The sequence below is a fragment of the Lysobacter sp. genome, assembly GCA_013141175.1.
Lineage (GTDB): Bacteria > Pseudomonadota > Gammaproteobacteria > Xanthomonadales > Xanthomonadaceae > Lysobacter_I.
Genome location: JABFRN010000001.1, coordinates 1,279,403 through 1,301,274 on the forward strand (window position 1 = coordinate 1,279,403; position 21,872 = coordinate 1,301,274).

The 21,872-nt window shown below is 65.2% G+C and carries 11 protein-coding genes; 4 read left to right on the forward strand and 7 right to left on the reverse strand.

Annotated features, from left to right (window positions below; genetic code table 11):
* Positions 1 to 26: 26 nt before the first annotated feature.
* Both plsB and HOP03_05825 read left to right on the forward strand, forming a co-directional pair.
* A complete protein-coding gene (gene plsB / locus HOP03_05820) occupies positions 27 to 2,744 on the forward strand; it encodes a glycerol-3-phosphate 1-O-acyltransferase PlsB (GenBank protein ID NOT87681.1) in 2,718 nt (905 codons plus the stop codon).
* A 77-nt stretch (positions 2,745 to 2,821) separates the two neighbouring features.
* The gene (locus HOP03_05825; GenBank protein ID NOT87682.1) at positions 2,822 to 4,360 is read left to right on the forward strand and encodes a hypothetical protein; all 1,539 of its coding nucleotides are present in this window, start codon (positions 2,822 to 2,824) and stop codon (positions 4,358 to 4,360) included.
* A gap of 4 nt (positions 4,361 to 4,364) precedes the next feature.
* On the opposite strand, the gene HOP03_05830 is transcribed toward HOP03_05825, so the two are convergent.
* The 4 genes from HOP03_05830 to HOP03_05845 form a co-directional block, all read right to left on the reverse strand.
* Positions 4,365 to 6,185, reverse strand: coding sequence for an alpha/beta hydrolase (locus HOP03_05830; GenBank protein ID NOT87683.1), 1,821 nt, complete (start codon positions 6,183 to 6,185; stop codon positions 4,365 to 4,367).
* 207 nt (positions 6,186 to 6,392) lie between these two features.
* A complete protein-coding gene (locus HOP03_05835) occupies positions 6,393 to 7,106 on the reverse strand; it encodes a hypothetical protein (GenBank protein NOT87684.1) in 714 nt (237 codons plus the stop codon).
* Between the two features lie 332 nt (positions 7,107 to 7,438).
* Entirely contained in the window at positions 7,439 to 9,496 is a 2,058-nt protein-coding gene (locus HOP03_05840) for a glycoside hydrolase family 97 protein (protein ID NOT87685.1), read from the reverse strand.
* Positions 9,497 to 9,717: 221 nt separating this feature from the next.
* Positions 9,718 to 12,456, reverse strand: a complete 2,739-nt coding sequence (locus HOP03_05845) for a DUF3372 domain-containing protein (protein ID NOT87686.1) — start codon at positions 12,454 to 12,456, stop codon at positions 9,718 to 9,720.
* 109 nt (positions 12,457 to 12,565) lie between these two features.
* On the opposite strand from HOP03_05845, the gene HOP03_05850 reads away from it, so the two are divergent.
* Together HOP03_05850 and HOP03_05855 are read left to right on the forward strand one after the other, a co-directional pair.
* Positions 12,566 to 14,095, forward strand: a complete 1,530-nt coding sequence (locus HOP03_05850; GenBank protein ID NOT87687.1) for a tryptophan 7-halogenase — start codon at positions 12,566 to 12,568, stop codon at positions 14,093 to 14,095.
* A 243-nt stretch (positions 14,096 to 14,338) separates the two neighbouring features.
* Positions 14,339 to 15,739: an MFS transporter gene (locus tag HOP03_05855; protein ID NOT87688.1), complete on the forward strand. Its 1,401-nt coding sequence runs from the start codon at positions 14,339 to 14,341 to the stop codon at positions 15,737 to 15,739.
* 140 nt (positions 15,740 to 15,879) lie between these two features.
* Here the strand turns inward: HOP03_05855 and HOP03_05860 are convergent, their stop codons facing one another.
* The 3 genes from HOP03_05860 to HOP03_05870 all read right to left on the reverse strand — a co-directional run bounded on the left by HOP03_05860 (position 15,880) and on the right by HOP03_05870 (position 21,613).
* Positions 15,880 to 16,917, reverse strand: coding sequence for a LacI family DNA-binding transcriptional regulator (locus tag HOP03_05860; GenBank protein ID NOT87689.1), 1,038 nt, complete (start codon positions 16,915 to 16,917; stop codon positions 15,880 to 15,882).
* 300 nt (positions 16,918 to 17,217) lie between these two features.
* Complete coding sequence (locus HOP03_05865) at positions 17,218 to 18,666, reverse strand: MFS transporter (protein NOT87690.1); 1,449 nt, start codon at positions 18,664 to 18,666, stop codon at positions 17,218 to 17,220.
* 223 nt (positions 18,667 to 18,889) lie between these two features.
* Complete coding sequence (locus HOP03_05870; protein ID NOT87691.1) at positions 18,890 to 21,613, reverse strand: TonB-dependent receptor; 2,724 nt, start codon at positions 21,611 to 21,613, stop codon at positions 18,890 to 18,892.
* Between the last annotated feature and the right edge of the window lie 259 nt (positions 21,614 to 21,872).

The following is a 21,872-nucleotide window of genomic DNA, read 5'->3' on the forward strand; positions in this document are numbered from 1 at the left end:
ACACGCCGCCTGTCGACGGCAGCGCCATGTCTCCTGAAACCGCGCCTTCTGAAACCGCGCCATCGAACGCGACGCCGGCGCCCGTCGAAGACGACACGTCCGAGACGCCCGACGACAGCGGGACGCCGCAACAAACCGAGCTGGCGATGCTGCCGGTGCCGATCGCCCCAGCAACGCCGCCACCGCCGCGCGGACGCCGGCCGTGGTGGGCGGGTCTGCTGGGCAAGATACTGGAGCCCTGGATCGAACTGAGGATCGAACCGCTGCCCGAGGCGCTGGCCAACGACCCGCGCCCGATCTGCTACGTGCTGGAAGACTACGGGCTGTCGAACGCACTGATCCTCGACCGCGCCTGTCATGAAGCCGGGCTACCCTCCGGGCTGCGACCGCTGGCCGGCGATCCGCTGAAACGCAAGCGCGGCTATGTCGCGCTGTCGCGGCGCAACGCCGGCAGCACCCTGGTCAAAGCCGCCGACATGGCCGTGGACATGGCGGTGGACATCGCCACCGGCAAGCCGCCGAAGATGGCGCGTCCGGCGCGACGTCATTCCGAGGCGCTGGCGCGGCTGCTGGAAGCGCATCGCGCCGATCCATCGATGGACGTGCAGCTGGTGCCAGTGTCCATTTTCGTCGGCCGCGCGCCGGACCGGAACAACGGCTGGTTCTCGGTGCTGTTCTCGGAGAACTGGACCCTGGTCGGCCGCTTCCGCCGGCTGCTCGCGATCCTGCTCAACGGCCGCGACACCCACGTGCAGTTCTCGGCGCCGGTCGCGGTGCGCGGCGTGGTCGCCGAAGACCTGCCGCCCGAGCGCACCGTACGCAAGCTGTCGCGCGTGCTGCGCACCCATTTCAACCGCATCCGCGAGGCGGTGATCGGACCGGATCTGTCGACGCGGCGATTGCTGATCGACAAGGTGCTGTCCGCCGATCCGGTGAAGCAGACCCTCGTCGACACCGCGCGCCGCGAGAACAGCAAGGTCGAGGACGCCTGGAAGAAAGCGCACGCCTACGCCTACGAAATCGCCGCCGACTATTCGCCGCCGGTGGTGCGTTCGGCATCGTTCCTGCTGACCACGGTGTGGAACCGCATCTATCGCGGCGTGCTGGTGCATCACCTCGACACGCTCAAGCAGGTCGCGCCCGGCTATGAAGTGGTCTACGTGCCCTGCCACCGCAGCCACATGGACTATCTGCTGCTGAGCTATCTGCTGTACACCAAGGGGATCGTGCCGCCGCACATCGCCGCCGGCATCAACCTCAACCTGCCGGTGATCGGCACGGTGCTGCGCAAGGGCGGCGCGTTCTTCCTGCGCCGCAGTTTCCGCGGCAACGCGCTGTATTCGGCGGTGTTTTCCGAATACGTCGCGCAGCTGGTGGCGGGCGGTTTTTCGATCGAATACTTCATCGAGGGCGGGCGCTCGCGCACCGGCCGCCTGCTGCAGCCCAAGGGCGGCATGCTGGCGATGACCATCCGCGCCTACCTGCGCCAACCGACGCGGCCGGTGCTGTTCCAGCCGGTGTACATCGGCTACGAAAAGCTGATGGAAGGCAACAGCTACCTCGACGAACTGTCGGGCAAACCGAAAGCGAAGGAATCGGTCTGGCAGCTGTTGATGGGCATTCCCAAGGTGCTGCGCCAGAACTACGGGCAGGTGGTGGTGAATTTCGGCGAACCGATCAAGCTCGGCGACATCCTCGCCGAACAGGCGCCGGACTGGGACGGCACGCCGGTCGGCGAAGACGAGAAACCGCAGTGGCTGGCGGGCGCGATCGACACCCTCGCCGATCGCGTGCAGATCAACATCAACCGCGCCGCCGACGTCAATCCGATCAACCTGCTCGCGCTCGCGGTGCTGTCCACGCCCAAGCACGCGATGGGCGAAGCTGATCTGCTGGCGCAGATCGCGCTGTCGAAAACGCTGCTCGCCGAAGTGCCGTATTCCGACCGCATCACCGTCACCCCGCACACGCCGGAGCAGATCGTCGCCCACGGCGAAGACATCGGCGTGCTCGCGCGCACCGCGCATCCGCTGGGCGACGTGCTGCACGTCGACGGCGACACCGCCGTGCTGCTGAGTTATTTCCGCAACAACGTGCTGCACCTGTTCGTCGCCACCGCGTGGATCGCCTGCTGCTTCCAGCACAACCGGCGGATGAGCCGCAACACGCTGCTGCGCATCGGTCGTTCGCTGTATCCGTTCATGCAGACCGAACTGTTCCTGCCGTGGGACGAGGACGGCTTCGCCGATCAGATCCAGCAAACCATCGCGGTCTTCATCCGCGAAGGCCTGCTGCAGCAGGTGAGCGAAGACGATGGCGGCATCCTCGCGCGCAACGCCGGGCAGTCCGACGAGGTCTTCCGCCTGCGCGCGCTCGGCCACCCGCTGCAGCAGGCGTTCGAGCGCTACTACATCGCGATCTCGGTGCTGGCCAAGAACGGCCCCGGCGCGCTGGGCGCCGCCGAACTGGAAAGCCTCTGCCACCTCGCCGCGCAGCGTCTCAGCCTGCTGTACGCACCGGCCGCGCCCGAGTTCTTCGACAAGACCCTCTTCCGCAGCTTCATCCAGAAACTGCGCGAAATGAAGCTCGTGTGGGCCGACGGGAACAGCAAACTCGTCTTCGACCAGCGCCTCGACAACTGGGCCAAGGACGCCACCACCATCCTCGGCCGCGAACTGCGCCACACCATCGAGAAAGTCAGCCCCGAAGCGGTGAAGCCGGAGACGCCGACGGCCGCGAGCTGATCCGGTCGCGGGATGAACAATGATGCGGCGGATGCTATGTTCGCGCACGCTCCCCCACCCTCCGCGCGGAACTCCCGATGCAACGATGGCTGTCGCCCGCGACCCTGTTCGCGATGTCCCTGATCTTCACCGTATCCGCGCATGCCGAACCCCTGGCCTGCGGCGTCTACGTCGATGCCGACTCCGGCGCGCGGCTTGAGGTCATCGACATCGAGCGGGTGCGCATCGTGCGCGACGGCATGGCACCGTCCGCGCAGATCCATCGCCGCGACGGCAAGACCCTGCGGCTCTACGACATCGACGAGGGCTATCCGCCGGACGATTACACCGTCAGCGCCGACGGCCGCACGGTCACCGGCGTGGACGCGGCGTTCCGCAAGACCTTCGTATTGGAAGGCATCACCGCGTGCACCAGCGCACGCGTCGCCGCGCCCGGCACCTGCGCCGCGGACATCGATGCCTGCATCGCCACGGTGGACCTGGCGGCCGATGCGATGCTGCAGCGCTATTGCGACGAGGGCATGCCGTTCGCCTGCGTGAAGGCGATCGACCGCGAGCGGCGCCGTGCGGAGCATCCCGACGCCTACCGCGACGAAGACGCGCCGCCGCCCGAATGCCGCGAAGGCACGCCGACCTTTTCCGCGGAGGCCTGCGAAACCGTCGTCGCGAAGCTGCTGGGCGCCGCGCTGGCCGAGGCCGCGACCTCGATGTACGCCGACGACGTGCCGCTGCCGCAGGCGCGTCTCGAAGACTTGCCGGCGCTGTGCGCGCGTCACGGATCGGCGAAAGTCTGCGCCAAGGTCGCGGAAGAACTGTGGATCGGCGGACGCTACGCGCAGAGCCGCGATGCGCTGCGCATCGGCTGCGACCGTGGTGGCGACCCGGAGGCCTGCAAACAGGTCGGGCCGCTGGCGGGCTTGAACGACGCGCAACTGAAGACCGTGCCGTCGACGACGCTGCCCTGCGGCCGTTACGTGGCCGACGCCGGACTGATGAGCGAACTGGATTTCGGCGATCGCGGCATCGTCACCGGCTTCGGCGGCGATCTGCGCGCACGACTCGAAGCGGGCCTCGTGCGCATCCGCCACGACAAGGGCGGCGACTTCGTGCTGCAGCGCATCGGCGACGATCGCCTGCTCGGCATCGACGACTGGAACCGGTATGCGGTCTATCGCCGCGACGGCGGCGCGAGCGCATGCGCGGCGCCGGTGGTGTTCGAGGAAACACCGCTGCTCGAAGACTGCCCGCAGCCCGGCACGGAAACCGCGGTCGCCTGCTGCGAACGCGGCAGCCTGCACGGCTGCAACATCGCTGGACATGAGCGTGCACTGAGCGGCGCATGGGCCGAAGCGAAACCGTATTACCTCAAGGTCTGCACCGCCGGTGTGCGGATCGGTTGCGAAAACCTGACCCAGGTCTTCGCGCGCGGCGACGACGACACCGTGCCCGAGGATCTCGACCGGCTCTGCGCGAAGGACCCGCGCCACGTCGCCTGCGATGTACGCGAAACCACGAACTGGGCGATGCTGGCGTTCTCGAAAGCGACCGACGATCTGCTGCGTGAAGTCGAGCATGATCTCGACGGGGACGCGCGCAAGGACGCGCCGCAGAAATAGCGTCTCAGCGAGCGAGCAGAAACCGCAGCGGAATCTCGACGCGCGCGCGCCACGCCGCTTCGTTGTGATCGGCGCCCTCGAAGCGTCGGCTCATGAGGTTCTTGCCTTCGCTGTAACCGCCTGCACGCAGCGCCGCATCCATCCGCAGCTGATGCGACGCATACCGCGCATCGAGCCCGGCGGTGCCGTGATCGAAATACAGCCGGTGCGTGCGCGGATCGGGTAGATGCGCGCCGAGCCAGTCGACCACGCAACCGTCGCAGGCCGGCCAGTGCGTGGACACCGCGCCGATGCCGCCGAACACGTCAGGATACTGCGCGACGGCATACGCCGAAATCAGTCCGCCCATGCTCGAACCCATCACGAAGGTATCCTCGCGACCGGGCAACGCGCGGTACTGCGCATCGATGAAAGGCTTGAGTTCGTCGACCAGGAAACGCAGGTATCCGTCGGAACGGATGTCCTCGGCGCGACCGATCGCACGCCCATCGATTCCGCTTCCCACCATCCCGGTGCGCACCGGTGCCTTCGGCATGTATTCGGCGAACCGCAGCGGCGTATTCCACACCCCGACCACGATGGCCTCGCGGATGTCTCCGGCTTCGATCAGCCGCGTCATCGCGCCATCGATGTCCCAATCGATCCCGGTGTAGCCCAGCCCCGGGTCGAACAGATTCTGACCATCGTGCATGTAGAGCACCGGGTAGCGTCGCTGCGGGTCGCTGCCGTAGCTCGGTGGCAGCCACACGTCGATGTCGCGCGCGTCGACGTGCCGCGATGGCACGCGCTGCCAGCTTTCGGTGCGTCCGGTGGCATTCAATGGCGGCGCATGCACGGCGTACGCCCAACGCAGGAACTCCGGCAGCATCTGCGCCCACGACGCCTGCTCGTGCTTGCCGCCCGCAAGTACGAACAGCGCCGCGTCCGCGCGCGTGCCTTTCGCGGCATGATCGGGATTCACCGAGTGGCCGAGCTGGCGCAGCCCCGGTTGACGCAGATGATCGCCATCTTCGGCTTCGCGCCAGCCATCGATCAAATCCCGGGTGTCGTCGAGCACATCGATGACGCCGTCGCGGTCGCGGTCGTCGGTTTCTTCGGCGTCGCCGACCGCGAAGAAGAATCTGCTGCCGGCGTGATACGCGCCAATCGCGATCATCCGCTGGGCGAACCGGCTGCTTTGGATTTCGTCGAGGTTGTCGGGCTGCGGCGACAGCCACAGCGACGGCGAGAACGCACCGACGTTCGCGAAGACCTCCGGATACTGCCAACCGAGGTTCAGCGCGTTCGCACCGCCCAGCGACCAGCCGAGGATCGCGCGCGCCTCCGGTCGCGGGCGGGTGCGGTACCGCGCGTCGATGGCCGGCACCAGCCGCGTCGCGACCCACTCGGAATACGCATGCGCCAGCGTGCCGATCTCACCCGCGCGGTGCGGCGACACCAGGCCATGCTGTCCAGCGCGATCGGAAAAGCCGTACGCCGCGATACGGTTATTCGGCATATCGATCGCGACCGCGATCAGCGGCCGGATCTCATTGCGATCCATCAGCTCATCGAGCGTCGCCTGCAGCGCGACCGCTTCGGCATCCTGACCGTCGTTGAGATACAGCACCGGATAACCGATGCCGGACTTCGGGTCGTAACCATTGGGCAGGAAGATGCGGATGCGCAGGCCGTTGTCCGCAAGTTCCGGCGCTGGAAGATCGATCGTATCGATGCGGACAAGATCATTATCCTGAATGATCTGTTGTGCAAAGCATGGAGATCCAGCACTCGATCCCAGCATCAACAACAGCACGAAACAGAGGAGATTCGATCTGGCGGTCATGAGATGTATTCCCGGGAGTGATGGATACGATCAGAGACTGCAAACTTCAATGAAAGCTGGCGGTACGGTGCGCATAACGTGTGGAAAGCGGCTGAACTGGAAGTAGGCTGGGCTGAAAAGCCCAGCATACGTTGACCATGTCGGTGCTGGGCTTTTCAGCCCAGCCTACGTCCGGCCATCATCGATGGCATTTTTCGTGCGCATGGATCATGCAGACGCCATATTGCGGCGACAGGTGAAAAAACCGTTGAGACTGAGCCGGCCCGCGCGGGGATCGCGCGACAACAGCTCGGGATGCGCGATCTCGCCGCTGTGGAACAGGGTGCCTTCGTAGAAGATGATCCGGTTGTAGCGCGCGGGAACCGACGCGAGTTTCTGGAACCATGCGTTCGATTCTGTCATGTAGCCGGTATCGATGCCGTAGCGCGCCCGGAATGTCGCGGCGTCGATGTTCGCGGCGTCGGCGATCATCGGCATGATCGCCTCCGGCGGATGCTTCGGGCCATAAAAACCGGTGCCGCCCAGGCGCTCGTCGCGAAACAGGTACAGCACGGACGCGACGATCCGCTGGCGCGCTTCGGCGGCGAAACGATCGATGTGACAGATCGATTGGATCGGCGCGAGTTGTTCCGGCGGCGTCGCGGTGATCGCGAGCCGGCTGTACATCCGCTCGGTGCGCCGCACGTCGAACGCGCGACGCATATGCGCCGTGAAGAACGCATCGAGCTGCGCCGAGAAGGCATCCGGCATCCGCAGCTCGGGGCCCGGATAGGCGTTGTGCCCGGTCTCGACGAAGTCGCCGACATGCGCCGCCGCATGGTTGACCAGCGCATCCGGATCGAGCAGGGCATCGTCGATCACATGACAGACGTGGCGGCCGGCGATGGGAACGGTCTGGATGCGTGGGTTCTGGTTGAACATGGGATGAGAGTCCAGCAGTCTGTCGAACGAGCGCCCGGAATGTTGGGCGCGGTTTGTATCGTGGGCCCTTCGCGACTTGCATCGCTCCCGCAAAAGCAGCGCCCTCCTGCGGGAGATACTGATGCCGCACAGTCGAGCCAGCGATATTCCCTCTCCCTGTGCGCAGCACGGGGAGAGGGTGCCCGAGGGCGGGTGAGGGGCGCTCTTCGGAGCGCATTGCAACCGCTCGGCCCCTCATCCGGCGCTGCGCGCCGCCTTCTCCCCGCGGTGCGGGGAGAAGGAAAACCCCACCAACGATTCGAGAGGCGCCATGTCGCGGCCAATGCCCACGGCTAACGTTTCGGCACGAATCGGATCGCCTGACCGCCACCCGCTCCCAGCCATATCGTGAGCGTATCGGTGCTGGTGACTGTCCTTGTTTCGCGAACGAACGCGAACTGGTTCGTGCGGTAATCCGCGCCGTCGCCGTCGCGGTAGATCTCGGCGACATACCTGCGCTTCGGACTCAGGAACGACAGCGACACCTCCAGCGTGCGCGCGTTCTCGTCGGTCACGCTGCCCAGATACCACGCTTCGCTGTTGCGATCCTTGCGTACGAGGGTGGCGAAATCGCCGACTTCGCCGTTGAGTACATGCGTTTCCGACCAGTCGGCGGGCACGTCGCGGATGAACCGGAACGCGTCCATGTGCTTCGCGTAGTTCTCCGGCAGATCGGCGGCCATCTGGATCGGACTGTACAGCGTCACGTACAGCGCGAGCTGCCGCGCCAATGTGCTCTGCAGCTTCTGGCCGCGCCCCTGCAGACTGAGCACGCCGGGGGTGAAGTCCATCGGGCCGGCGAGCAACCGGGTGAAGATCAGATTGGGCTCGTGCTCGGGCGGATTCTGCGGATGGCCCCAGGCGTTGAATTCCTGGCCGCGCGCGCCTTCGCGCGAGATCCAGTTCGGGTAGGTGCGGCGCAGGCCGGTGTCCTTGATCGGCTCGTGCGCGTTGATCGCGACGTGGTGCTTCGCCGCCGCCTGCACCACGCGCAGGTGGTGGTTGCTCATGAACTGGCTCTCGTGCCATTCGCGCAGTACCGGATCGCCCGGCTGGTCCTGGCGTTCGATCTGTCCGGCGTCGCAGACGTAGCCGGTCTTGACCGCATCGATGCCGAGGCGCTGGAACAGCGCGAACGCCTGACCCATCTGCCGCTCGTAGTGGCTGACCGCGCAGCCGGTTTCGTGGTGGCCGATCAGATGCACGCCCTTGGATTTCGCGTAGGCGGCCAAGCCTTGCAGATCGTAGTCCGGGGTCGGTTTGCTGAAATCGAAATCCCAGCCGTTGGCGAACCAGTCGCCGTCCCAGCCGGTGTTCCAGCCTTCCACCAGCACGCCGCGAAATCCGTATTCCGCTGCGAAATCGATATGGCGCCTGGTGTTCTCGGTGGTCGCGCCGTGCTTCGGCCCGGTCGCCCAGCTCTGCTCGTCGAGATGCATCGCCCACCACACGCCGACGTACTTGGACGGTTTGAACCAGCTCACATCGCCGAGCACGTTCGGTTCGTTGAGATTGAGGATCAGATTGGACTCGACCAGACCGCCGGCGCGATCGGCGATCTGGATCGTGCGCCACGGCGTGGTGAACGGCGTGCGCCGCACGACCTTGGCCGGGCTGCCCGGGGTCAGCGAGGCGCGCAACGCGCCACCGTCGGCCTTCACCAGATTCATGCCCGCGTAGTCGACCAGCGCCGCCTCGTGCAGCGTGACGTGGACGCCGTCGTCGGTGCGCAGCGTGATCGGCGTCTGCGCCATGCCCACTTCCGCCAGCGGCGTGCGGCTGTAGAGATATTCCTCGCGGTTCCATTCGTAGGCCGGAATCCACCAGGCGGTCGCCGGCTTCGCGATCGCGAACTCGGTGAGTTCTTCGGCGATCTGCACCTCGTCCATCGCCGGTTGTTTCGGAAACTCGTAGCGGAAGCCCACGCCGTCGTCGAACACGCGGAACACCACATCGAAGCGGCGATGGTCGCGATCGCTTTCGGCGATCCGCGCGCGCAGCTCGTTGTAATGATTGCGCACGAAGCGGCGCTCGCCCCAGGGCTGTTCCCAGGTTTCGTCGAAACTGCGCGACGCCTGCGTCTCCAGGGTCAGGCCGCGCAGCAGCTGGCGGCCGTTGCGCAGGATGAAACCCAGCCGCGAATCGCCGACCAGCGGCTGGCCGTTGCGCAGCACGCGATAGGCCAACCGGCCCTCGCCGGTGAGGTCGAGCTCCACCTTCAGTTTGCCGTCGGGCGACGACGCTTCGGCAACAGTGGCGGCAGATGCCGGGCCGGCGATCCACGCGACTGCGAACAACACGCACGCCGCACCGATGCGATGCGCGATGGAATCAGACTGGGGAGTACGCATGATGGATCCTTGTTGAAGGAGATTGAAGCAGAAACATCAGATCGGTAGGGTGGAGCAAGCGCAGCGCAACTCCACCATCACAAGATGAAATACGCAGCGCAAGACAAGCGGAATCGACGTTCTTGCGACTGGGAATGGCGCTTTCCGTTGGCTTGATGGATGGTGGAGTTGCGCTGCGCTTACTCCACCCTACTTGCCGCACCCTTGTTCGGAACGAGAGATCATTCGGCCACATACACCACCGCCGTGCGCGCGGGAATCAAGAATTCACCGGATCGCGCATCGTAGCGCGCTTGCTCAAGTGGCCGCGTATCAGTGACGTCTCGCGCGCGTTGCAGGGGATGCAGCACGTATGGCTTGCCCGATTCTTCCGAAAACGTCAGCGTCTGCGCCTCGGGCGAGACATTGATGAAATACAGGATCTCGCGAAAGCCGGCGCCTGCGTAGCCTTCGCCATCCAGGTGCGCGGTGATAACGGCCGGGTTCTGCTTTGGTCCGACATTGCGGAACGACAGCCGCGCTTCCACATCCTTCGCCGTGCGCATGCGGAACAGCGTCGAACTGCCGCGGATCTTCAGCAGATCGTTGAAGGCATCGCGCATCCAGACGATGTCCTCAGGCCTGGGCTTGATCGACCGATCCGCCAGCACCGGACGCAGCAGCGCCCAGTCCTTGCCGTTGTCGTTCGGCGGCGGCAATCCGGCGCCGAAACCGTTGTCGGTGTAGCTCCAATCGAGGCGATTGAACCAGTCGCCCGAGTCGAAGCTGTTGCGGTCCAGCGATTTCGAGCGCAGCACATCGATGCCGGCATGGAAATAGGCGATGCCCTGGCTGAAGGCGACGAAGGACGCCCCCAGCAACTGCACGCGCGCACGGTCTTCGCGCGGAGTGTCGCGCGGCAGCTTCAACGCGAGGATGTCGAACAGGGTCGGGTTGTCGTGGTTCTCGACGTAATTCACCACTTCGCCCGGCTGCGCGGCGTAGCCGGCGGGCTGTCCGGCGTAGTCGATGTCGGCGAGCCGTTTGTGCTCGCCAGCGAATGTGGTCATGCGCACATCGCGCAGTGTGCCCGCCAGTCCGATCCGCGCCATGTCCGCCGCGCGCAGCAGCGCATCGCGCTGGTCCTTGCCCGCATTGAGGGCATTCGGCGCGTAGCCCAGACCGCTCAGCAATCCCTGCCCCGCGATCAACGCTTCGCCGCTGTCGCAGCACCCGCCGCCGCGCAGCGCGTCGCGGGCGCGGTCGCTGAAGGTGGCGATGCCGCTGCCGTTCAGCGACAGCTGCGAGGCCTGCACGAAGCGCGCGCCGTTGGCGATCTCACCGAAATTCCAGCCCTCGCCGATCAGATCGATATGGCGGCCGGCGGCGATATCGACCGCATGCTGCAGCCGTTCCATCGCTGCGCGCGGCTGGTGGCCCATCAGATCGAAACGGAACGAGTCGATGCGGTAGTGCTTCGCCCAAAGCGCCGCTGATTCGATCATCAGCTTCGCCATCATCCGGTGTTCGGTGGCGGTGTTGTCGCAGCAGGTCGAGCGCTCGACCTTGCCGTTCGCATCGAGGCGCTGGTAATAGCCGGGGACGATGCGGTCGAGCACCGACTTCGGCGCCTGGCCGGACACGGTGGTGTGGTTGTAGACCATGTCCATGCCCACGCGCAGCCCGGCCGCGTGCAGCGCCTGCACCATCGCCCGGAACTCGCGCACGCGCCCGGCGCCGTCGTCGGGATCGGTGGCGTAGCTGCCTTCGGGCGCGTTGAAGTGGTACGGGTCGTAGCCCCAGTTGAAGCAGTCCTTCGCCGCGACCGCGCTGGAGGCCGCCTGCTGCGCCTCGCTGTCCGGCGCGGCGACGGGAATCTTCGGCGTGATGCAGCCGCGTTCGGGCACCGTCGCAAGATCGAACACCGGCAGCAGGTGCACGTCGGTGATGCCGGCCTGGCCGAGCGCGCGCAGATGGCGCATGCCGGCCGCGTCGGATTCTGTGAACGCCAGGTATTTTCCGCGCCACGCGGGACGCACGCTCCGGTCGCCGATCGAAAAATCGCGCACGTGCAGTTCGTAGATCGTCATGTCGGTGGGCGAGTCCAGCGGCGCCGGAGGCGACATGCCGACCCAACCCACGGGCTGGGTGGTGGAATGATCGAGGTCGAGGACCACGCTGCGCTTCGAATCGGCCGTCAGCCCGACCGAGTAGGGATCGGTGACGCGATTGCGGACGATGCCGACGCCGGGCACGAACACATCGACGAGGAAGGCATAGCGCTGCCCGTGCAGCGCGCCGGGCAGATCCAGCGTCCACACGCCGGTAGCGTCGTCCGCGCGTGCCGGGAGCGCGCGCGTGCTCTTCGCATACAGGCAGACCGCGACCGCGCGCGCGGTCGGCGCCCACAGCGCGAACCGGGTGGCGAAGTCCTCCGAGATCGCCGGTTGCCCATGACGGTGCACGCCCAGCGTGGCGTTCTCCGCTGCCGCATACAGATCGTCCAGCGCGCCCGGCGTCTGCAGCGCAGTGGCGTCGAGCACGCGGCCCGCCTCGTCTTCGCGCACCAGCAGCAGCTGGCCGCGCAGCAGCGCCGGCAGCGCGGCGGCATCGGCCGCGTCGAGCAGCAGACGCGGGCCATCGCCGATGAACCTGAAGCGTTCGGCCAATGCGGCGGTCATCTCGACCTTGGCCTGCTGTAGCCCGAGATGCCCGTCGGCGCCGCTCACCGGCCGGCCCGCCACCACGCGCAGCCGCGCGGTGGCGGCGTGGTAGAGCCGGAAGCGCGCAGCGCCGTCGGTCTTCGCGCCGGGCCATTGGATCAGACGACGGTCCAGCCAGTAAGCACGTGCGTCGCGGGCGGGCTCGGCGGCCGGATGCAGCACGGTCGCGGCGTCGTTGGCATCGCAGGCGGCGCGCAGCGCATCCAGGGGCGGGGCGGCCATCGCCGCAGCCGGCAGCAGCATGGCAAGCAGCGACATGAATACGTATGCAGGCCGCCACCGCGCAGGGCCGTCTCGCCGCACTGCAGGATGACCGGTGGCCGTCGTCGTCGCATACTTGTCGCGCATTTCAATGAGACTTCGCTGCATGAACGCTGTGCCTGTCGTCGAAAACAATCGTGTGTCCGAAATCGTGATCGTGGGCGGCGGGACGGCCGGCTGGATGACCGCTGCCGCACTGTCGAAGGTGCTGAATCGATCCTATTCGATCCGGCTGGTCGAATCCGAGGAAATCGGCATCGTCGGCGTGGGCGAAGCCACGATACCGATGATCAAGCTCTACAACACTGCGCTGGATCTGGACGAGGCCGAATTCCTCCGCAATACGAAAGGCTCGTTCAAGCTCGGCATCGAGTTCGTGAACTGGGGCCGGGTCGGCGACAGCTACATCCACGGCTTCGGCAAGATCGGCCAGGACCTGGGCATGGTCGCGTTCTACCAGTATTGGCTGAAGATGCGCCAGGCCGGCAAGGCGGCGCCGCTGGACGATTATTCGATCAACACCGTCGCCGCGCGCCAGAACAAGTTCATGCATCCGGTCAGCGATCGCCCGAACTCGCCGCTGGCGGACATCGCCTACGCCTACCACTTCGATGCCGGACTCTACGCACGCTATCTGCGCGGCTTCGCCGAAGCGCGCGGGGTGGTCCGTACCGAAGGCAAGGTGATCGGCGTCGAACAGAATCCCGAAACCGGCTTCGTCAACGCGATCACGCTCGACAACGGCGAACGCATCCCCGGCCAGCTGTTCATCGACTGCTCGGGCTTCCGCGGCCTGCTGATCGAACAGACGCTCAAGACCGGCTATATCGACTGGACCCATTGGTTGCCGTGCGACCGCGCGGCGGCGGTGCCGTGCACCCGCACCACGCCGCTCACGCCATACACGCGCTCGACCGCGCGCGACGCCGGCTGGCAATGGCGCATCCCGCTGCAGCACCGCGTCGGCAACGGCCATGTCTTCAGCAGCCAGCACATCAGCGAGGACGAAGCCGTCGCGACGCTGATGGCCAATCTCGAAGGCGAAGCGCTGGCCGAGCCGCGCGTGCTGCGCTTCGTCACCGGCAAACGCAGGAAATTCTGGAACAAGAACGTGGTGGCCATCGGCCTGGCCAGCGGTTTCATGGAACCGCTGGAATCGACCAGCATCCATCTGATCCAGTCGAGCATCGCGCGGCTGACCGCGTTCTTCCCGCATGCCGGTTTCGACCAGACCGACATCGACGAATTCAATCAACACGCCGATTTCGAGTTCGACAAGATCCGCGATTTCCTGATCATGCATTACCACGCCACCGAGCGCGACGACACGCCGTTCTGGAACTACTGCCGGACGATGGACGTGCCCGAGTCGCTGACCCGGAAGATGGAGCTGTTCCGCAGCAACGGCCGCATCTTCCGCGAATGCAGCGAACTGTTCGCCGAGCCCAGCTGGATGCAGGTGATGTACGGCCAGCGGGTGGAACCGCGCTCGTACCACGCCATGGTCGACGTGTATCCGGAAGAGAAGATCATCGAATACATGGAAGGGATCCGCGGGGTGATCGCCAATTGCACGCGGGTGATGCCCACGCACGAGGAATTCATCGCCAAGCACTGCGCCGCCAAACCGATGTGATCTTCCGCGAAGACATTCGTGCTGCATGCTGGTGCGCAACCGCCGTGGTGGCCCGGATGCAGGACGATGCCATGCTCGCGACGGCATCGCGCGCCTGAATACGTTTGCAGCGGAAATGCTGCGTTGCAACGTGCCGCATGCGATGCGCGCGTGCATCGTTAGCCGCGTACGATCGCGCTGCGGCGCAGTACACGGCGCATCAACACACACGTTTCATTACACGTTTCATTCAAGGGCACCACGATGAACCCAGGCACGACCAGTCCGAAACCGCAGCTGTCGTTCTGGCAGATCTGGAACATGTCGTTCGGCTTCCTGGGCATCCAGTTCGGATTCGCGCTGCAGGGCGGCTTCATGTCGCGCATCTTCCAGACCCTCGGCGCGGAAAAGGACGCGCTGCCCATGCTGTGGATCGCCGCGCCGCTGACCGGGTTGCTGGTGCAGCCGGTGATCGGTTATTTCAGCGACCGCACCTGGCATCCGGTGCTCGGCAGGCGCCGGCCGTACTTCCTGGTCGGCGCGATCCTCGCCTCGATCGCGCTGATCTTCATGCCGCACTCGTCGGCGCTGTGGATGGCGGTGGGCCTGCTCTGGGTGCTGGACGCTTCGATCAACATCAGCATGGAGCCGTTCCGCGCGCTGGTCGCCGACAAGCTGCCCGAGAACCAGCGCTCATACGGCTTCGTGCTGCAGACCCTGATCATCGGTATCGGCACCTGGGTGGCGAGCAATCTGCCGTGGTTCGTCAACCAGCTGGGCGTGTCCAACGAGGCGGGCCCGGGCGTGGTGCCGCTGTCGGTGAAGGTCGCGTTCGCGGTCGGCGCGTTCGTGTTCCTGACGAGCATTCTGGTGACCGTGTTCACCACCAGGGAATATCCGCCGGAAGACCTCGCACGTTTCTCCGAAGAGAAGCGATCCTCCGGCAATTTCATCGGCGAGATCGTCCACAACATCCTGCACATGCCCCGGCAGATGCTGAGCATCGGCGTGGTGCAGTTCTTCAGCTGGCTGTCGTTCTTCAGCATGTGGAGCATGGCCACGCCGGCATTGACCGAGCACGTGTTCAAGGCCCCGGCGCCGGATCCGGCCGCGTTCGACACGGCTGTCGCGGCGCAGGCCGACGCGTTCCAGACCGCGAATGCCGCATATCAGAACGCGGCGGATCTGGTCGGCTCGTACATGGGCTATTACGGACTGTCGTCGATGGTGGTGGCGCTGCTGCTGAGCTTCTACGCATCGCGCTTCGTGCTCAACCGCAAGCTGGTGCACTTCGTTTCGCTGCTGCTGGGGGGCATCGGCTTCCTGTCGATGGCCTATGTGCCGTCGCCGCAGTATCTGGTCCTGTCGTTCGCGCTGGTCGGCGTGTCGTGGGCCAGCATCCTGTCGATGCCGTACGCGCTGCTGGCGTCCTGCGTCGAGGAGAGGAAGATGGGCCTGTACATGGGCATCTTCAACATGTTCATCGTGATTCCGCAGATCGTCGCCGCGACGCTGCTGGGGCCGACGCTGAGGGCGGTCTTCGACAACCAGCCGATCTACGCGCTGATGATCAGCGGCGGCAGCCTGATCGTCGGCGCGATGTGCCTGGTGCTGGTGCGCGAACCGAAGATCGCGCACGACGGCGCAGTCTCCGCAGCGCATTGACGCCCTGCTCCTGCAGGAGCGACTTCAGTCGCGAAGCAAACGATGTTTCGGATTGCGGTCGTTACAGCGGCTGCAATGCGCACAGCTTCGCGACTGAAGTCGCTCCTGCAAATCGATATCGCTATCGCCCTGCGCGGGTTTCAGCCCGCCGCCCCGCTCGACCGCCGCACCACCAGCGTCGCCGGCAGCATTTTGCTTTCCGCCGGCTGTTCGTGGACGCGTTTGAGCAGGGTCTCGACCAGCAGCTCGCCCGCACTGGCGGTGTCCTGGTACACGGTGGTCAACGGCGGATTGCAGAACCGCGACATCGCGATATCGTCGAAGCCGACCACCGCGATGTCCTCGGGCACGCGCAGGCCGTGTTCGAGCAAGGCGCGGATGGCGCCGATCGCGATCAGGTCGCTGGCCGCGAACACCGCGTCGAACAGCACGCCCCGGCCGAGCAGCGCCTTGGCGGCTTCGTAGCCTTCTTCTTCCGAGCTGAGCGCGTCGACCTGCAGCGCGGATTCGGCCGGGATGCCCGCTTCGCGCTGCACCACCTCGCAGCCGCGATAGCGCTCCCAGAATTCCGGATAGTGGCCGGAGGCATCGCCGAGAAAAGCGATGCGCTTGCGGCCGAGGCCGAGCAGATGCTCGCCGACCAGGCGTCCGCCGGCGAAGTTGTCGCAGCCGATCGACACGCCCGGCTGGCCCGGCAGCACCGCGCCCCAGCGCACGAAATGGGTGCCCTGCTCGACCAGCTTCTCCAGCTTGGGCCGGTAATCGACATAGTCGCCGTAACCGAGCAGGATCAGGCCATCGGCCTTCATGCTGTCTTCGTAGTCGGCGTGCCAGTCGTCCGAGAGCTGCTGGAACGACACCAGCAGATCGTGGTTGTGGCGGGCGCAGGCGCGGGTGATCGAGCCCAGCATCGACAGGAAGAACGGATTGATCTGGGAGCCGTCTTCGGTCGGGTCCTCGAACAGCAGCAGCGCCAGCGTGCCGGCACGCTGGGTGCGCAGGCTGGAGGCGCGGCGGTCGACCTTGTAGTTCAGCTCCTGCACCGCATCCATCACCCGCTTGCGCGTGTCGGCATTGACCAGCGGACTGCCGCGCAGCACGCGCGAGACGGTGGCCTGCGACACCCCGGCGCGGTGCGCGATATCGACCGAGGTGGCCTTGGTTTTACGAAGCGACATGAGCGGGTCCATCAGGTGCAGACCTGAAGTGTAGAACCTTGGCTGTCGTCCCGCACTGCCGGCGCCGGCGCGGTGCGCAAACGGCCCGGCACCCAAGCCTTCCTCACGGTTCTCTGCGCGCTGCAAAGAAGCGCCGTCATTCCCGCGAACGCGGGGATCCAGCGACTTGCAACTTCTGCGCAGCGCAAAGACACTGGATTCCCGCGTGCGCGGGAATGACGAAAAAATGCGTCCTACCAGTCAATCGATCTGTCTGGATTCCTTGAAGAAGCGTGGCGTACCCATGACTCGTCACCGCACTCAATGCGCGGCGGGCGCGCCCTCGGCCACATCGCGACGCGGGCCCTGCTTCACCGCCAGCCACGCCACCGCCGACAGCGCCATGCACACGCCGCCGATCGCGAACACCAGCGCCTTGTTTTCCAGCTGCGACAGCAGATAACCCACGCCCAGGCTCACCGCCAGCTGCGGCAGCACCACGCTGAGATTGAACACGCCCATGTACAGGCCGATCCGCGCCGGCGACACGCTCTGCGAAAAGATCGCGAACGGCAGGCTGACGATCGCGCCCCAGCCCAGACCGATGATCGCCATGCCGAGGTACAGCATCGGCGCGCTGTGCACGAACAGATAGACGAAACCGAAGCCGGCCGCCATCAGCAGCAGGCTGATCGCATGCACGCGCACCTCGCGGAAACGCTGCGCCAGCGGATTCAGCACCAGCCCCGGCAACACCGCCGCGACCGCGTTCAACGACAGGAAACTGAAGGACATCAGCTGCCCGGTCGCATCGTCGTCGAGCTGCGGAAACCGCTGCTGCACGAAGCCGATGATGAACACGAACAGCGTCTGCATGCCGAACCAGCTGATCGCATGCGCCGCCAGCACCTTGCGGAAACCGGCGAGATCCTCATGGCCGTCGAGCGTCTGCCGCTCGGTCAGCGCATGCGCGATCAACACCAGCGCCAGCGCACCGAACACCACTTCCAGCCACAGACTGTGGGTGTGGTAACCCGCCATCTTCAGGCCCATCGCGATCAGCGCATACACCGCGAACGCCCACAGCGGACGCATCAACATCAACAGCGCACCGACGCCGAGCTTCTGGGCCGACGCGCCGGTTTCGGTGTGCGCCAGCACGCGTGGTTCTTCGACCAGCAGCGCGGGCACGATCGAGAACACCAGCGCCAGGCCGGCGCCGAAATAAATCAGCGCGATGTTGCCGTAGATCGCACCGATGGCGTACGCGAGCACGCCGAACGTGCCCGACACCGTCTGCATCCACGTATAGCCCGCCGTGCGCTTCGCGCCTTCGGGCGTGACGTCGGTGATCAGCGAGCGGGTGGGATTGAAACCGAGATTGATCGAGAGATCCAACGCCAGCGCGACCGCCACCGCCACGCCGAGAATCGCGTCGAGGCCCAAGGCCTTGTCGATCGCGCCGATCGATGGCAGTGCCAGCAGCATGGCTGCGGTCAGCACGCCGCCGACCAGGATGAACGGCCGCCGCCGCCCGCCCCAGAACCACACGCCGTCGCTGATGATGCCGATGATGACCTGGCCGAGAATGCCCGCCAGCGGACCCGCCGCCCAGACGATGCCGATCTCGTCGAGCTTCAGCCCATACTTCGTCGACATCAGCCAGCTCAGCGCCGAAATCTGCACCGCCAGCGCGAACCCCATCGCCGTCGACGGCAGGCTCAGCAGCATCAGGAACGGCAGCGACAGTCGTTGTTGCATCCGCAGCATGGGCGGTCCTCCCCGGGTGGTGGGGCAGCATAGCGTGTCGGTTTACGCGCTGCGGTGAATACGGTTGCTGTTGCGACGCAGCATCACGATGGCGATGCGCACAGACGCCCGCATGACGCAATCATCGACGAAGCCTGCCGTGCGCAGCAAAGAAAAGGCCCTTGCCGGGGGGAACCGGACAAGGGCCAAATGCTCGCCTGTTGAGAGCGGTATTGCTTGAAGCTTAGTAGCGGTAGTTCACGCCGAACAGATAGGTGCGGCCGTATTCGAAGTACTCGCGCGGCTGGGCGTCATTGCCGCCGAACGAGGAGCGGAACGGCTCGTTCTCGAGGTTGTTCACCTGCAGCAGGAACGACAGGTCCTTCAGCGGGCCCGACTGGATGCTGTAACCCAGCTGCAGATCGGTCACCGTCTCGCCTTCGAAGGTGCGACGGGTGCGATCGCCACCGAAGCCCTGCACCTCACCCACGAACTGCGAGCGATGGCGCTGGCTGACGCGGGTGGAGAAGCCGAAGCGCTCGTAGTACGCGGTGATGTTCGACACGTACTTCGACAGACCGGGCAGCGGCTCGTTCGGAGAGCTCGGACCCAGCGGCTGGACGCTGCTCTTGGTGTCCGAATAGTTCGCCTGGATGCCGAAACCCATCAGCGGCTCCCACAGCACGTCGAGCGGCACGGATGCCGCCAGCTCGAAGCCCTTGACGGTACCGCCGTTGCCGTTCACCGGACGGGTGTACACGCCGACCGGATTCGGTGGCGGGTTCGCAGGATAGTCCGCCGGATCCACGACCGTATCGTTGATGTTGAACAGCGTGCTTTCGTTGTAGATGTAGGTCTTCAGATCCTTGTAGAAATACGCAGCGCTGACATAGGCCTTGTTGCCGCCGAAATATTTCTCGTAGGACACGTCGTACGAGTTCGCTTCCCACGGCCTCAACCTGGAGTTGCCGCCGTCGCGCGTCCACCACGGTATGCGATTGCCCGTGATCGGATCGATGGGATTGACCGCACCGGTGATCGGGTTGATTGCACGATTGCGGTCGACGCTGACGTTGTTGTTGACGCGCATGTCGTCCATGCGCGGACGCGCGACCTGCTTGCCCGCGCCGAAGCGGACGAACTGATCCCACGGAAGCCCGAACGACAGGTTCAAGCTCGGCATGAAATCCGTGTAGTTGACGCCATCGGCGACACTGCGGCCCAGCGGGTTGCCTTCAAAGGTCTCGTTGCCTTTCGAGCTCTGATCGACGCTCACGGCCTGGATGCCGATATTGCCCTTGACCGGTACCGGGCCAAGATCGGTGTTGATATTGGCTTGGAAGAAAGCGGTCGTGACCTGCTCGTTCACTTCCCAGTTCTTGTTGGTGATGTCTTTGTTGTCGTTGCGACGACGCGTGTACAGCGTGTTGTAGGCGCGCAGCGCGTCGTAACCGTAGATCGACGACACCCCGTAGGCATTGAAGGCCGAAGAGGTCGCAAGATCGGTCGGGATGGGCGCGGAAATACCGTCCGGGCAACTGGGCGACACGCCACCGAGGCAGGCGGTCAGGTCGAGGAAGGATTCGTTCGAGGCGCGGCTCTTGGTGCGATCGGTCAGGTTGGCGCCGAATTCGACGCTGCTGAACCAGCCCTCGTCGAAGGTGCGCTCGAAGTCGAAGCGCAGCGAAGTCAGGCTGTCCTTGACTTCGAAGTCCTTGATGTAACCGTCCTGACCCCAGCCGCCGGCATCGCCCAAGCGGAGAATGCTGGCATCGCCGTAGTCGTAGCCGAAATCGTGGTCGAAGTAGCCATTGCTGTTGAAGTCGACCGTGAGCGTATCGCGCGGGCGGCCCGAAGCGATGCCGGAATAGGTTTCCAGGATGCGCTCTTTGCGGGTCGCACCGGAATAGCTGATATCGGCCGATGCGGTCCAATGCGGGCTCAGCGTCAGCTCGTGCTTCCAGCCGATCGCGAACAGGTCGTCGTAGGTCGCATTGAAGTCGTTGCGGACCACCGGGTTGATGCCGCCGGTGAATACCGCGTGCGAAGGCGTGTTGCCGGCGGCGGGAGTGCCACCGAAGGCGGCGGCGAATTCCATGCCGCGCTTCTGCTCTTCGCGATCGAACTTGGAGTAGAACACGTCGATCACGGTACGGTAGGTATCGTTGGGAGCGAACTCGAGCACACCCATGAAACCATCGCGCTGGTTGTCGTTCTGCAGGTCGTACAGCTTGCCGCCACCGTAGATGCCGCCACCGTCGTAACCCCAGGTATCGCCGAACTGTTTGGCTTGACCCGGATTGTTGAGGTGGGCGTAACCCAGCGCGATACCGACGGTGTTGTCGGCGAACTGGTCGATGTAGGACAGGCTGTAGCGGTAGCCGGTTTCTTTTTCGTCGCCGACCTTGTTCTGGTCGCCGCGCAGGTTGGCGGCGAAGGCGCGCTTGCCGTAGGCGAGCGGGCGGATGGTCTTGAGGTCGACGGTGCCGGAGAGGCCCTGGCCGATCAGCTGCGCGTCGGAGGTCTTGTAGACCAGCACCTGGCTGACGAGTTCGGACGGGTACTGGTCGAACTCGACGCCGCGGTTGTTGCCGAGGCTGACCTGCTCACGACCGTTCAAGGTGGTGGTCGAGAAGTCGCCGGCGAAACCGCGGATGTTGACTTCCTGCGGACGTCCACCGAAACGCTGCGCGGTCAGGCCGGGCAGGCGTGCCAGGGAGTCGGCGATCGAGGTATCGGGCAGCTTGCCGATGTCTTCGGACGAAATCGCCTCGACGATCGAGGTCGACGCCTGCTTGGCATCGATGGATTCCTGGATGCTGCGGCGGATACCGACGACTTCGAGGGTATCGAGGTCTTCGGCTTGTGCTTGGTTCTGGTCGGCCGTCTGGGCATAGGCGGTGCTGACCATCATCAGCGTGGCGGACGCCAACGCCGTACTCAACAGGTTTCGCTTCAAAGGCTGCATGGATCCCCTCCACATCAGCTGGAATTCGTTAGCAGGCCCATGCGCGAATCCGCGTCTGACGCGTGTGTTCCGCAGTTCCCGGCACGTCCGGCGTCCAGCCTGTCCCCGGCGTGCCCGGCGATGGTAGTCGGTGGCCGGGGAACAGACAGTGCCCTGCATACGTATTCATGCAAAAACCCGGTCAAATCAGGGTCATGGAAGCGTTTTGACGTCAAAAACCACGGCCGGACAGGTTAGGCTGGACGGTTGCTGCAGTGCA